This window comes from Pseudomonas sp. FeN3W (genome assembly GCA_030263805.2).
In the GTDB taxonomy this organism is placed as follows: domain Bacteria; phylum Pseudomonadota; class Gammaproteobacteria; order Pseudomonadales; family Pseudomonadaceae; genus Stutzerimonas; species Stutzerimonas stutzeri_G.
Window position 1 is genome coordinate 2,742,060 of record CP136010.1, and the last position, 14,490, is coordinate 2,756,549.

11 protein-coding genes are annotated in these 14,490 nt (G+C 63.1%); 6 read left to right on the plus strand and 5 right to left on the minus strand.

Translation table 11 applies throughout. The features are described from left to right. From P5704_013065 to P5704_013080, 4 genes are all read right to left on the minus strand, one after another. Positions 1-3,777 (minus strand): hypothetical protein, encoded by a 3,777-nt coding sequence (locus P5704_013065; GenBank protein WOF81225.1) that lies wholly within the window; start codon positions 3,775-3,777, stop codon positions 1-3. Then, positions 3,774-4,595, minus strand: coding sequence for a DUF4123 domain-containing protein (locus P5704_013070; GenBank protein ID WOF77004.1), 822 nt, complete (start codon positions 4,593-4,595; stop codon positions 3,774-3,776). The genes P5704_013065 and P5704_013070 overlap by 4 nt, the downstream gene beginning before the upstream one ends. A 3-nt stretch (positions 4,596-4,598) precedes the next feature. Further along, a complete protein-coding gene (tssI, locus tag P5704_013075; GenBank protein WOF77005.1) occupies positions 4,599-6,725 on the minus strand; it encodes a type VI secretion system tip protein TssI/VgrG in 2,127 nt (708 codons plus the stop codon). 184 nt (positions 6,726-6,909) lie between these two features. Further along, positions 6,910-7,428 carry an Hcp family type VI secretion system effector gene (locus tag P5704_013080; protein ID WOF77006.1) on the minus strand — a complete coding sequence of 173 codons (519 nt, stop codon included), beginning with the start codon at positions 7,426-7,428 and terminating at the stop codon, positions 6,910-6,912. A gap of 11 nt (positions 7,429-7,439) precedes the next feature. On the opposite strand from P5704_013080, the gene P5704_013085 reads away from it, so the two are divergent. Next, the gene (locus P5704_013085; protein WOF77007.1) at positions 7,440-7,718 is read left to right on the plus strand and encodes a hypothetical protein; all 279 of its coding nucleotides are present in this window, start codon (positions 7,440-7,442) and stop codon (positions 7,716-7,718) included. Between the two features lie 240 nt (positions 7,719-7,958). On the opposite strand, the gene polA is transcribed toward P5704_013085, so the two are convergent. Beyond that, positions 7,959-10,703: a DNA polymerase I gene (gene polA / locus P5704_013090; GenBank protein ID WOF77008.1), complete on the minus strand. Its 2,745-nt coding sequence runs from the start codon at positions 10,701-10,703 to the stop codon at positions 7,959-7,961. A gap of 76 nt (positions 10,704-10,779) precedes the next feature. Here polA and P5704_013095 point away from each other — a divergent pair, with 76 nt between their 5' ends. From P5704_013095 to P5704_013115, 5 genes are all read left to right on the plus strand, one after another. Continuing rightward, entirely contained in the window at positions 10,780-11,064 is a 285-nt protein-coding gene (locus P5704_013095; protein WOF77009.1) for a DUF2782 domain-containing protein, read from the plus strand. Between the two features lie 24 nt (positions 11,065-11,088). Next, a complete protein-coding gene (locus P5704_013100; protein ID WOF77010.1) occupies positions 11,089-12,042 on the plus strand; it encodes a homoserine kinase in 954 nt (317 codons plus the stop codon). 163 nt (positions 12,043-12,205) lie between these two features. Beyond that, positions 12,206-12,832: a CDP-alcohol phosphatidyltransferase family protein gene (locus P5704_013105; protein ID WOF77011.1), complete on the plus strand. Its 627-nt coding sequence runs from the start codon at positions 12,206-12,208 to the stop codon at positions 12,830-12,832. 49 nt (positions 12,833-12,881) lie between these two features. Further along, on the plus strand, positions 12,882-13,508 hold the full coding sequence (locus P5704_013110; GenBank protein ID WOF77012.1) for a lysophospholipid acyltransferase family protein: 627 nt from the start codon (positions 12,882-12,884) through the stop codon (positions 13,506-13,508). A 1-nt stretch (position 13,509) separates the two neighbouring features. After that, the gene (locus P5704_013115; protein WOF77013.1) at positions 13,510-14,442 is read left to right on the plus strand and encodes a phosphatidate cytidylyltransferase; all 933 of its coding nucleotides are present in this window, start codon (positions 13,510-13,512) and stop codon (positions 14,440-14,442) included. The last annotated feature ends 48 nt before the right edge of the window (positions 14,443-14,490 follow it).

The following is a 14,490-nucleotide window of genomic DNA, read 5'->3' on the forward strand; positions in this document are numbered from 1 at the left end:
TTACGGCTGGCTGTCCGAATGGGTCTGTTCATTGGCCCAGAAGGGCTGATTGGTTTTGCTGAACTCGGGTTTATCATGCCGCTTCGGGTCGTAACGCAGGACATCGGTCGGGGGCGGCGCCGGGAACACCCAGTTACGATCCTCTCCTTGCAGGATTATCTGGGCGCGCACGGCCAGGCTGTAAGTCTGCCATCGATGTGGGGGGGTACGTGGCATGCTCTGCGAAACCGGCACCTCGTAGAACAGTTCCAGGGCATCGGGGTACAGGCGCTGGGCCAGGGGTTGGATGGGGCTCAGGCTATGGCTGCTGGACTGCATCATGTCGCGCGGGCTGAGGCGATGGCTGCTGCTGCGCAGTTGGCTGACCGCGCTGATATTGGCGCTGCCCAGGGTGGCAGCGAGCCCAGGCAGGTTGCTTTCGATACGTACCTGAGTATTTGAGCGACGCATCGCATGGTATTCGGCGGGGACGAGCAGGCCCATGGCGCCGCTGTGGCGTGCCTGTTCCGGGTTGGCGCCGATGCGGATACGAATACCGGCAAAGAGGCTGACCAGGCGGTAGAAGGCCTCCTGCGGGTCGTTCCAGAGGTGAGGCACTTTATCGCTGCGGTTATTGCCGAAGGGGCCATTGGTCAGCCACTCCTCGATGGGGCTGTCGTCCAGCCACCACACTAGCGCCGCACCGGCCAGAATCAGCAGCAGGGTGGCCCAGGCAACAGGGCCCATACCCAGGAAGGCCGCACCGCTGGCGGTAAAGAAGCCGCCAACTACCCCAACCAGGCCACCCACGGCCATCAGCCCGTAGCCCCAGGCGGCATCGTCGCCCAGGCTGACTTCGTGCAGGGCATCGTAAATGCTGATACCGACAAAGAGCGTGCCGGCGAAGCTTTGGAGGGCCAGTTTGCCGGTTACTTCCGTGATCAACTTCTGGCCAAATACTCCAGCCACTTTTGGAGGGATTCTCAGCACTACCCTTTCGGCGTACCTATTCTGAAAGTTTTGTACCAGCGGATGGTTGTGCGCGACTTTATTGGCTAGAAACTCCATGGCTAATAGCAAATCAGTTCCTGCACTGATTAGTCCCACAGCAGACCTAAATTCACCTTTATTTCTTATTGCTGCATCTCTAGCTTCACACTCCGCCCGCACATTAAAAACCTCCAGAATCAACACGCCAGCCGGAAAGGCCGTGGAGCCGAGCACGCCGCGTGCGCTTCGGCGCCAGCCCCGTTCTTGTTGGGCCAGCCGCTCTTGCGCCTGTTTCAGGGCATTGTTGGCTTCGCTCAGGCGGCCACGGGCGGCCTCCCGGCGCTCTCGCGCCTGCTGGAGGTCGTTTTGGATACGCAGTTCTTCGGCAATCTGCCGGTTCAGCTCACTGATCAGGCGGGCGGTGCGGTGATTCTTGGGGATGGCCAGTAACAAGAGCTCTTGAGCCTGCTGGTCGGTGCCGGCCCGATTGACTATGCGACCATTGCTGCTGGCCAGTAACTGACCCTCCATATCCAGCAGCTCACCAAAGATCCGACGCGCGTTTTGCGGTGCCGCTGGGAGGTCAGTCAAACCGAAGAAGTAGTAGTTCTTCTGGTTAGCGGCCGTGCGGCGAATGAACACCATGTCACCGAAGTCCTGTTGCAGCATGCTGCGCAGCAGTTGCAGGTCCTTGGTATACAACCGGTATTTTGCAGGAAATGCCTCGTTACCCAACGCTTCTCTTTGCCGGGAAATCTGCTCTTGTTCGCGGCTTAGCTCGCCTTCGCGCTGGTTCACCTCAACCCGGCTGCGTCGGCTCTCGGTGGTCGCCTGGCTGTTCTCGGCCGTTGCGCTGGCGAGGCTTTTCTGTGCCTCCTTCAGGGCGCTGCTCAGGTTCTCCCATACGGTTATCAGCGCGGCAGCGCCGCTTTTGGCGGAAGGCAGGAGCAGGAAGTCCGGTTGCTGCATCAAGCCTGCGAGCGTGTTGCCTTCCAGGGTCGCCGGCTCTTCGCCGGGCGGAGCATTGAGCTGCGCCACCTGGTTCAACGCATCGGCACGATAATGGCCTTCGCCGTTATTCGGTGTTTGCACCGTTTGATAGGGCTTGAGCAGGGTGTCGTCGTCCGCCTCTGGCCACAACATCCGGTGCAGAGGCTGGCTGGCGCTCTGCGCAATCTTGCATAGCAGTCTCCTGCCCGCGCTTGTGCGTGGGGCATCGCCTGCCGCCAGGAATGGGTCCTGTTGATCGGCCGTGCGCGCCAGGCAGACGAAGAACTGGCTGCAAAGCTGGAAGGCACCGGCGTAGTCGAGGCCCTCCAAGCAGAAATGATCGCCCAGCGCATGCTGGTTGGCTGCCTGTTCCAGCCAGGCGGCGAGGTTGTCTTGTGCGGCTTTGAGGCAGGCCATGGCCAATTGACGAGCATGCTGGCCCGAACACAGGTCGATCTGTTTGCGCCCCTCTTGGCTGACCTGGCTGATGAAGCGGTGCAGCGGGTTGCTTTGCCCGCCGATATGGGGTGGAACCATCATGCGCTGAATCAACAATGCCGAGGCGTGATGGGCATGGAAAGTGGCCCGTTGCGCACACAGCTGCAGCACCGCTTGGGCCTGGTTGGTGCGCGCCACCAGGTGGCGCATGCGGTAGAGACCATCTTCCACCAGTACACCGGCGATCTGGCGTTTTTTGACCGTGGCCAGCATGTCGGTTTCAGCCGCAGCGGCCTGCCAGTGTTCACGCTCGTTGGTTGCGCTACAGAAATGCTGGAGGCTCTGTAGCGTGTCGCCCAGTTCGACAGCCCAGGCGCCGGTCTCCGGGCATAGGTCATCCTGCGTCTGCCGTGCATGCGTTGGCCCTGGGGTGGACTCACCGCGCTCGTGACGTTGATGAACCTGCTGAGCATACTGCTGGCTCTGCACGGGGTAATGGCCGCTCAGATCGTGCAGATACTTGAGCGGTTGATCGAACAACCATTCGCGGGCAGGGTCACGCGGACGATGGGCGGGGACATTGTGCAGGTAGAAGGCTTGCTGCTGGCTTGAGGCCCGGTAAGTGGTGTTGCCGAAGCTGCGTTCGGCCACGGCCAGGCCCAAGCGATTGCAACGGGCGCGACGCAGGCGAGCATTGCGCTCCATGGCGTTCAGGCGAACGGCAGGCCATTGCACCTCAGCATAAGCTACCTCGATATCCGGGGCCGCGCGGTTGTTCCATCTGGCTGGCAGCCAAATCTCGCTCAGCCCTTTGCCGGTGGCCGTGCGGGCGCCGTCTCGAAAGTGCTCGCCATTGCGAAAGTCACTCAGGCGCACGTCGTAATAAGTCACCTGCCCCTCAGCCTGACGAATCTCCAGTTCACGCCACACTTTGCCGCGATAGAACAGGTAGATAAAGCCGGGGCGCACATGCACGGGGTATTCACGGTGCTGCTGGTTGGCGCTGATACCGAGCATGGTGCTCATGGGTACTACAGGGACGATGCAGTTCCACTGCCGCTCACGCTGACGCGGGGTAACGCGTGTGTCATCCATCAGCGGCACGCGGATGGGACTGCCGCGCTCTGCTTCGATCTCCAGCCAGAGATGGCGCTTGGGTTGCTGCTGCCAATCCCAGATATGCAGGGTGCTGCTCCGCCGAGAATCAGCTACAAGCTCTTGTTTGGCCTGCTGGGTTAGCCACTCCTGCAGCTCATGATCGGTTTCGTCATAGATCACCACTCGCTGTTCCGGCGGGTGATCTTTGCCAATCACTTCGACGATCAGCTTGCCAGCTTCACAGGCCGGATTGCCGGACAGACTCCCTAGTTTGGCATTCATCCTTGACTCTCCGAGGGGGCTGGTGTGGCTTCCAGCCAGGATTGCAATTGCTGCAGACGAAACTGCACCTGGCCCGATGCGATTTGGGGATGGCTTAGGTGCTGGGGATAAGTGAGGCGGGCTTCTAGGTATGCGCCCAGGCTCTTCTCGTCGTCGAACCCAGAGGCAAGACCCTGCTGCAGATAGCCCAAGATCTGGTTGAACTCGGCCTGTGAATGCTCCTGCCAGCACTCATAGGCAAATGCCTCTAGTTGCTGCCGTTCGAGAGCAGCGATCTGCATTCTGTCGAGTATCAGCCTGCCCTTCGGTGGCGCTCCATGATTGGTCGACTCGCTCCGTAGGGTGTGCCAATGGCTGATGTTCTCGCTGCGGTCTGCCCAGGTGGCGCCATGCCAGAACAACTGCTCGATGGGGCCTAGCCAAGTGATAACGGCCTCGGTCGCCGCGAAAAGGTAACTGGCCACCTGTGGGTCGTAATAGCGCAGTATCCCCTTACGCTCACCTTCAAACTGCACGACCAGCATTGCGCGCAGATGGGCCAACAGCTCATCAACTGGCCGCCCGGAACTCAACAACACGCCAGGCCATTGCTCTGGTGCTTGGCGATACGCAGTCAACCAGGCGCTATCCGGCGTCAGTTGTATCAGCCAAGGTCCTAGTTCGACATGAGCGCCCAGCTCGGTATCAGCAAACAGAGCTTCCGGTCGTGGATCAGGTTCTAGCTGGTAAATCCGCTGCAGCAGCGGCTCATCCAATTCGAGCAGCATGAAGAGTGGGGTAGAAAGATTGGGAAGCCCTGCGAGTATCTGTACAGACATCAATCAGCTCCCTAACTGGGCGGCATGACGACAAGGACAGTTGGTCAGCGGGCATTGCATTGGCGTACCGCCCCGAGGCTTCTGACACAACTCGAGTAGCGGTGTATGGCTGAATCTCGCTTGCTTCAGCCGATGTTCAAGCACAGCCCCAGGCACATCCGCATCTGCCGGCCTAACTTGCCCCGGCAATACCGGCGCCGCGCCCGATCCCTTTCCCGGACATCCACCCGAGTTCATCCTGATCAAAGGGCCGACCATGGTGATGCCGCTGGCATCCAGTTTGATAAAGCTGCCGCCAGCCTTGAAGGTCAGTTCGCTGCCTGCTTCGAGCACAACCTTGAGGCCGCTGGAGAGGTGGATTTCCTGAACGGCTTCGACGAACTGCCCGGTGCCGATCTTCAGATGCTGGCTGTTGCCGACTGTGAGGTGGTCGTTGGCGCGGACTTCGGTCTTGCGATCGGCGTGGGTGGTGCGGTGTTCCTCGGCCTTGAATTCGCTGTAGCTGTTGGCTTCGACGGTGTCGTGGCGCTCGTGGCCGACGCGGATCTTCTGGTCGTGCTCGATGTTCTCGTCCCAGTCGCGCTGGGCGTGGATGTAGATCTGTTCCTGGCCCTTGCGGTCTTCGATACGCAGTTCGTTGTAGCCACCACCACCCGGGCTGCTCAGAGTCTTGAACACCGTGCGGGTCTTGTTGGACGGCAGGTCGTAGGGGACCTGGTGTTCCTTGTGGTACAGGCAGCCGGTCACCAAGGGTTGATCGGGATCGCCTTCGAGGAAGGTCACCAGCACTTCCATGCCGACCCGCGGGATGGCGATGCCGCCGTAGCGGTCGCCGGCCCAGCTGGAGGAGACGCGCAGCCAGCAGCTGGTCTTGTCGTCGGCCTGGCCTTCTCGATCCCAGTGGAACTGGACTTTTACGCGGCCGTACTCGTCGCAGTGGATCTCTTCGCCGGCGGGGCCGGTGACCACGGCGGTCTGGCTGCCGAGCACCTTCGGTTTAGGATGGTGAAGGGCCGGGCGGAAGGGGATGTCCCAGGGCGTGGCGCTGAAGCGGTTGCGGTAGCCCTGATGGAACTGAGCGTTGCCTGGAGCGCCCTCACCCCCAGCCCCTCTCCCGGAGGGAGAGGGGAGCTCCAGTATCGACTCCTCCAGCACCTGCGGCTGCTTGCCTTCGTGCAGCACTTCGGTGAGCAGCCAGAGCTGGTTCCAGTCGCTGCGGGGGTGTTCGCCGAGCGGGAGGAAATGCCCACTCGCCAGCCGCGGCTGGTCGCTGTCGCCTTCGGCCAGCTCGTAGTCGTGGCGGTGGCGTTCCAGAGCACGCTGCGACAGGTGCTTGCCGCGGGTGCGCTCGGTGAAGCGGCCGGGGTAGTCGTAGTCCTCGAGGTCGGGCTGGAAATCGCTGTGGAACGCGGCCTCCATGCTCAGGCGTGGCTTCTCGAAATCGTAGTCGCGGCGTGTGACGCGGCTGGTGCGGGTTTCCAGGCGCAGGCCGAAACGCTTGATCACCGGCTGGTCGGCGACCAGGCCGCTGTCTTGCTGATAGGCGGTGGCGGTGAGCTTGGGGAAGATCGTCTGGTCATCGCCGAAGACCAGTACATGACCGGACGCGCTGTGCTGGAAGTGATAGTGGATGCCCTCTTCCTCGCACAGGCGCTGGATGAAGTGCAGGTCGGTCTCGTCGTACTGCACGCAGTACTCACGCTCTGGGTAGATCACCGGGCCGAGTTGGAAGCGGTAGGCATCGGCCTGGATGCCGTGTTCCTCGAGCACTTGGGCAACGATCTGCGGCACGCTCAAGTGCTGGAAGATGCGCTGGTTGGTGCGATGGGCGAGGTAGGCCAGCTGCGGCACCAGCGTGAGGCGATAGCGGGTCAGGCGTTGGCCGGATTCACCCTGGGCCGCCTGATGCACCAGCCCGTGGATGCCGCTGCCATCCGGCGCGAAGGCAAGAAAGGCCGGGCGATGCAACAGGCTTTCCAGATCCAGGTCGGGGCGCTCGCTGACCAGATCCAGGTCGAAGCGATAGGGCTGGCTGATGGCCTCGCGGCCCTGGAATTCGAGCACCTTGAAGTCGTGCTCGATGCCTTCGAGGCAAAGCGTGAAGTGGGTCTGGTTGGCTGGGGCGAACATCCATGTTCCTCCTGTTCAGTCCATGTATCAGCGCATGGGCGCTTGCGGAGCCCCGTGTAACACAGGCCGTCCGCCCTAGAATGCGTGGTTCGCGCATTCCGGAGCGACGATGGCGGAATCTGTTCAGTGCTTCGCAAAAAAGCGTTCGGCCAGGCGAGCCTGGCCGAAGCGGGACCGCGGCGAATCAGCCTGCGATCGGGGTGCGCCAATCGTCGGAGCCGGAGGTGCCGGAGACCTCGTGGGTCCAGACGATCTTGCGATAGGTGAAGTACACGTCTTCCAGATGGGTGAAATGGGACATGTTCGGGTCCTGGCAGTTGGGCATGCGCGACTGCACGTCGACGATCACCGCATCTTCCAGTTCGATGGTGAAGTAGTGTTCCTGGGTGCCGGTCGAGGACGTGCGATACCACTCCAGACGGCACTTGTTCAGGCGCTCGCCGGAAGTCAGGGCGTTGAAGATCAGCGGCGACGACTTGTCGAACACCTTGGTGATCATCAGCGGCTTGTGCACGCGCTGGCCAGTCGGCTGGCCGGACTGCGGGTCACGCGGAATGATGACCTGATGCTGGAAGGCCTGCACCAGAATCTGGTCCTCATGGCCTTCCTGGAAAATATTGCCAACCGAATCCTCGGTGAAAGTGCCGGCAGTGATCAGGCCTTGCTTGGTGCCTTCGAGGGACAGATACGCGGGTGTTGGCATGGGTGCTCTCCTTGTCTGAAATGAGTGCCGAATGGCCATTTCCTAATGACAAGCACCATGCCAAAAATAAAAAACTATTTATTTATCAAAAAGATACAATCCACGCAGTGCACAGCCCCGCTGGCAGAAGTGATGCCCAGCACAGAAAACTGTGCAAATTCCTGCGCAGCCGTGGCAGCAAATTGCGCAGCGCGGCTACAACTCGCGGACGACCGCACTGCGAACAGCTTATCAACAAGGTTATCCACAGATCGCCTGCGCAGGTTATTGCGCAGGTCGTTACCGCTTGAGGCGGGCTATGCCACTTTTCTGCAGGCAAAAAAAACCTCGAACTTCATTGGGGGAGGGGGAAGTTCGAGGTTCAAATCCGGACCGCTAGGGCGGGGTCCAGAGATCTGCCAACACTTAACACAACAAGGAGCATCGAAGGGCTTTTACACCCTTCGCATGCTCTGACCGAATGGTTGCAGCGGAAGTTCAACGCGGACGAAAAAAATTTCGTCGGCTAACGACATTTTTCGGCAGCTCGGTCAGTGCGCCTCGTCCCAGTTGTTGCCAACGCCCGCTTCGACCAGCAGCGGTACGTCCAGCTGGGCGGCCTCGCTCATCAACGGGCAAATCTGCTGACGGACCTGCTCGACCAGGTCTTCGCGCACTTCCAGCACCAATTCATCGTGGACCTGCAGGATCACCCGCGCATCCAGTGCGCTGTCCTGCAGCCAGCCGTCCACGGCGATCATGGCACGCTTGATGATGTCCGCCGCGGTGCCCTGCATCGGCGCGTTGATCGCGGTGCGCTCGGCGCCCTTGCGCATGGCGCCGTTCTTCGAATTGATCTCCGGCAGGTACAGCCGACGACCGAACAGCGTCTCGACATAGCCCTGCTCGGCGGCCTGGGTACGGGTGCGCTCCATGTAGGCAAGCACGCCGGGATAACGGGCGAAATAGCGGTCGATGTACTCCTGCGCCTCCTTGCGGCCGACATCGATCTGCTTGGCCAAGCCGAAGGCGCTCATGCCGTAGATCAGGCCGAAGTTGATCGCCTTGGCGCTGCGTCGCTGATCAGCGGTCACCTGGTCCAGCGGCACACCGAAGACCTCGGCGGCGGTGGCGCGATGCACGTCCAGGTCGTTCTGAAAGGCGTGCAAGAGGCCCGTATCCTGCGCCAGGTGGGCCATGATGCGCAGCTCGATCTGCGAGTAGTCGGCCGCCAGCAGCTTGTAGCCCGGCGCGGCGATGAAGGCCTGGCGGATACGCCGTCCCTCGGCCGTCCTGATCGGGATGTTCTGCAGGTTCGGGTCCGACGAGGACAGCCGGCCGGTGGCGGTCACCGCCTGGTGGTAGCTGGTGTGGATGCGCCCGGTGCGCGGGTTGATCTGCTGCGGCAGCTTGTCGGTGTAGGTGCCCTTGAGCTTGCTCAGGGTGCGGTGCTGCATGATCACCTTGGGCAGCGGGTAATCCTGCTCGGCCAGTTCGGCGAGCACGCTTTCGGCGGTCGACGGCTGCCCGCCAGCGGTCTTGGAAAGCACCGGACAACCGAGCTTTTCATAGAGGATCGCACCCAGCTGCTTGGGCGAGCCGAGGTTGAACTCTTCGCCGGCGATATCGAAGGCCTCGCGCTCGAGTTGCACCAGCTTGTCGCCCAGCTCGACGCTCTGCTGGCCGAGCAGTTGCGCATCGACCAGCGCGCCGTTGCGCTCGATGCGCGCCAGCACCGGCACCAGCGGCATCTCGATCTCGCGCAGCACCCTGAGCAGGGACGGCGTCTGCTCCAGCTTGCCGAGCAGGGTCTGGTGCAGGCGCAGGGTGACGTCGGCATCCTCGGCCGCGTAGGGCCCGGCCTGCTCGATGGCGATCTGGTCGAAGGTCAGCTGCTTGGCGCCCTTGCCGGCGATGTCCTCGAAGCGGATGGTGCCACGGCCGAGGTACTTCAGCGCCAGGCTGTCCATATCGTGGCGGGTGGCGGTGGCGTCGAGCACGTAGGATTCGAGCATGGTGTCGTAGGCCTGGCCGCGCATCTCGATGCCGTAATGCGCGAGCACGTTCATGTCGTACTTGCCATGCTGGCAGATCTTGGTCTTGCCCGGATCTTCCAGTAGCGGCTTGAGCGCGGCGAGCACCGCGTCCAGCTCGAGCTGCGGCGGCACACCCATGTAGGAATGACGCAGCGGCACATAGGCCGCCTGGCCCGCTTCGACGGCGAAGGACAGGCCGACCAGTTCGGCGCGCTGGGCATCGAGGCTGGTGGTCTCGGTATCGAAGGCAAAGCATTCAGCGGCCTGCAGCCGAGCCAACCAGGCGTCGAACTCGGCCTGCTCGAGCACCGTATCGTACTGCGCCTCGGCCTGGATCGAGCAATCCTCGGGCGCCACCTCGCAGTTCTCCCCCGCCGCCTTGGCCTCGCGCAGCAGCTCGTCGAGCCACTGCTTGAATTCCAGCTCGCGATAAAGGGCGATCAGCGCCTCGCGGTGCGGTTCCCCGGGCATCAGGTCACCGACCTCGACGTCCAGCGCCACGTCGAGCTTGATGGTCGCCAGTTCGTAGGACATGAACGCCGCCTCGCGGTGCGAGGCCAGCTTGGCGCCCAGTGACTTGGCGCCGCGGATCGGCAGGCCGGCGACCTGCTCGAGATTGTCGTAGAGCCCCCTGAGCCCACCGGGAATACCGTTGAGCAGGCCGCAGGCGGTCTTTTCGCCGACGCCTGGCACGCCAGGAATGTTGTCGACCTTGTCGCCCATCAGCGCGAGGAAGTCGATGATCAGCTCCGGGCCGACACCGAACTTGGCCTTCACCCCCTCGATGTCGTAGACGCTGCCGGTCATGGTGTTGACCAGCGTGACATGCGGGCAGACCAGCTGCGCCATGTCCTTATCGCCAGTGGAGATCACCACGTCGCGGCCGAGCGCCGCGCACTGGCGGGCCAGGGTGCCGATGACGTCGTCCGCCTCCACGCCATCGACGCACAGCAGCGGCATACCGAGCGCGCGGACGCTGGCATGCAGCGGCTCGACCTGCGAGCGTAGGTCATCGGGCATCGGCGGGCGATGCGACTTGTAGTTCTCGAACAGCGCGTCGCGGAAGGTCGGACCCTTGGCGTCGAAAACCACGGCGAAGGGGCTGTCCGGATACTGCCGGCGCAGGCTGAGCAACATGTTCAGCACGCCCTTGACCGCGCCGGTCGGCTTGCCGGTGGAGGTGGTCAGTGGCGGCAGCGCGTGGAAGGCGCGATAGAGGTAGGACGAACCGTCCACCAGGATGAGGGGAGCTTGGCTCATGAGCGGAATCAACCTTTTCGGCGGGCCCGGAGCTAGAATGCCAAGGACCACTTATCGACAAAGGGACAAGGTTACCATGCGCGCTCTCAAACACCTGATGCTGGCCAGCCTGCTGGCATGCGCCCCTCTGGCCGGCTTCGCCCAGGAGTCGGTCGAAGGTGAGCCGGACGTGACCATCCGTCAGGAAGGCGACCGCACCGTCGAGGAATACCGTGTCAATGGCTTCCTCTATGCCGTGAAAGTCACGCCCAAGCATGGCAAGCCGTACTTCCTGGTGCGCGCCGACGGCAACGACGGCAACTTCGTCCGCTCCGACCAGCCGGACATGCTGATTCCCTCGTGGAAGATCTTCAGCTGGTAACCCATCAACCGCCGGGAGGACAGCATGTCGGTATTCACGCCCCTGCAACGCGATGAACTGGAAGCCTTTCTGGCACCGTACCGGCTCGGGCGGCTCCGCGACTTCCAGGGCATCGCCGCCGGCAGCGAGAACAGCAACTTCTTCGTCAGCCTGGAGCAGGGCGAATACGTGCTGACGCTGATCGAGCGCGGGCCGAGGCAGGACCTGCCGTTCTTCATCGAACTGCTCGACGTGCTGCAGCGCGCCGGGCTGCCGGTGCCCTACGCGCTGCGCACCGAACAGGGCGAGGCCCTGCGCGAGTTGGCGGAGAAACCCGCGCTGCTGCAGCCGCGGCTGCCCGGCAAGCATGTGGTCGAGCCCAATCCGCACCATTGCGCCGAAGTCGGCCGGTTGCTGGCCCGTCTGCATCTGGCGACCCGCGAGCGCATCCTGGAACGCGCCAGCGACCGCGGCCTGGACTGGATGCAGGAACAAGGGCCGAGCCTGGCGCTGAGCCTGTCCGAGGACCAGCTGCCGCTGCTGCGCGACGGCCTGGCGGAGATCGCCGAGCTGCGCCCGAAGCTGCTCGCCCTGCCGCGCGCCAACCTGCACGCCGACCTGTTCCGCGACAACGTGCTGTTCGAGGGCAGCCACCTGACCGGCGTGATCGATTTCTACAACGCCTGCTCCGGGCCGATGCTCTATGACCTGGCCATCGCAGTGAACGACTGGTGCTCGCACCCCAACGGCGAGATCGACGGCGAGCGCAGCGAGCCCTTGCTGGCTGCCTACTCCGCGCTGCGCCGCTTCACGCCGGCCGAAGCCGAGCTCTGGCAGCCGATGCTGCGCGTGGCCTGCGTGCGCTTCTGGCTGTCGCGCCTGATCGCGGCGCAGCGTCACGAAGGCAAGTCGGACGTGCAGGTGAAAGATCCCGGCGAATTTCATCGGCTGCTGAAAGCGCGCCAGCATCCCTCCAGCGCGCTGCCTTTTGCCTTCTAGGCCCGCGGTACCGGCGCCGCGCGGCGAAAGCGTTCAACACCTCGCAAAATTTCCAGCGCAACTTGCGACAGCGCTGGCTTTACCCCAAAGTGCCGGGCGCACAGGATGCGCGCCGGCGTGAGCCGAAATGCGCGACGCCCCCATCATCGAAAGGAATCGATGCATGCCCTCCATCTATCAGCTCAAACCCCGTTTTCAGGCACTACTGCGCCCGCTGGTCCAGCGCCTCCATGACAGCGGCATCACGGCCAATCAGGTCACGCTGGCAGCGCTGGTCGTGTCTCTGGCAGTCGCAGCGGTGGTTGCGCTGCTGATCGAGCACCTCTGGGTCTTCCTGCTGATCCCACTGTGGATGCTGCTGCGCATGGCACTGAACGCCATCGACGGCATGCTGGCGCGGGAATTCGGCCAGCAATCGAAGCTCGGCGCCTACCTCAACGAACTCTGCGACGTGGCCGCCGATGCGGCGCTCTATCTGCCACTCGCGCTGGTGGCCGGCGTCTGGCCTGCTGCCGTGGTACTGGTGGTGGTGCTCGCAGCACTCACCGAGTACGCCGGGGTGCTCGGCCCGATGGTAGGCGCCTCACGTCGTTACGACGGCCCGATGGGCAAGAGCGACAGGGCCTTCGCCTTCGGCGTGCTGGCCACCGGCGTCGCCTTGGACCTGTTGCCAGCTGCCTGGATCAACGGCTTGTTGCTGCTGATCGCCGGGCTGTCGATCCTCACGTTGAGCAACCGGGTCAGACAAGGCCTGGCGGAAACCGCATCGGCGCCCGCCGAAGCGGACTGAACCGACACCGCCCGCACCACCGACTTCGCCCGCTACCGAGGAACATCCCATGCTCGGCGCCCTGCTCGCCTTCGCGATCACTTCCGTTGCACGCCTGCTGACCGGTACGCGCAGCCTCTGGATCGGCTGCGCGCCGCTCAACCGGCAACGCATCTACTTCGCCAACCACAGCAGCCACGGCGATTTCGTGCTGCTCTGGGCATCGCTGCCGCCTGACCTGCGGCGCAGGACCCGGCCCGTCGCCGGCGCCGATTACTGGCAGAGCAGCGCATTGCGCCGCTTCGTCATCCATCGTCTGTTCAACGGCGTGCTGGTGGATCGCGAGCGCAGCGGCCCGGAGTCGAATCCACTGCAACCGATGCTCGACGCCCTGGCTGGCGGCGATTCGCTGATCCTCTTCCCCGAGGGCACGCGCAATCTGGAAGAAGGCCTGCTGCCGTTCAAGAGCGGGCTGTATCGCCTGGGCCTGGCGTGCCCGGACGTGGAGCTGGTGCCGGTGTGGATCGCCAACCTCAATCGGGTGATGCCCAAGAGCCGCAGCCTGCCGCTGCCACTGCCGCTGCTGTGCAGCGTCAGCTTCGGCGCGCCCATGAGCATCGAAAAGGACGAGGACAAGGACGCGTTTCTGCAGCGCGCTCGCCTGGCTCTGCTAGAACTGGCCCCGAAGGAAGACTGACATGGATCGCAATACCCTGCTGCTGTTCGCCGGTATCGGCGCCCTGCTCGCCCTGGCCTCGCTGATCGGCTTCGTCCTCAAGCGTCGCAGCGGCGGCGAGAGTAGCCCGGTGATCGACAACCTCAATGCGCGCATCAATGCCTGGTGGGTGATGGTCGCGCTGATCGGCATCGCCTTCTGGCTCGGCCACACGGCCGTGGTGATCCTCTTCTACCTAGTGTCGTTCTTCGCATTGCGCGAATTCATGACGCTGACGCCGACACGCAGCAGCGACTATCCGGCGCTGGTCGCGGCGTTCTATCTGGTACTGCCGCTGCAATATCTGCTGGTAGCGGTCGGCTGGTACGGCCTGTTCGCCATCTTCATTCCGGTCTACGTCTTTCTGCTGTTGCCGATCCTGGCGTCGCTGGGTGGCGATACCACGCGCTTTCTCGAACGCGCATCCAAGGTGCAATGGGGGCTGATGATCGCAGTCTTCTGCGTCTCCCACGTCCCTGCCCTGCTCACCTTGGAGATTGCCAACTACGACGGTCGCAACCTGCTGCTGATCGCCTGGCTGATCATCGTCGTGCAACTCTCCGACGTGCTGCAGTACGTGTGCGGCAAGCTGGCCGGCAAGCGCAAGATCGCCCCGAATCTGTCGCCGTCCAAGACCGTCGAAGGCTTCGTCGGCGGGATCTTCCTCGCGACGCTGATCGGCGCGGCGCTGTTCTGGATCACCCCGTTCGCTTGGTGGCAGGCGGCCCTGATGGCGCTGCTGCTGAACCTGCTGGGCTTCTTCGGTGGCCTGGTGATGTCGGCGATCAAGCGCGACCGCGGCGTCAAGGACTGGGGGCACATGATCGAGGGCCACGGCGGCATGCTCGACCGGCTCGATTCGGTCTGCTTCGCCGCGCCGATCTTCTTCCACCTGGTGCGCTACGGCTGGACCTGACCAGCCAGGCACTTGCGCTGCGGGCGAACCGCCGATTGCCCCGAGGGT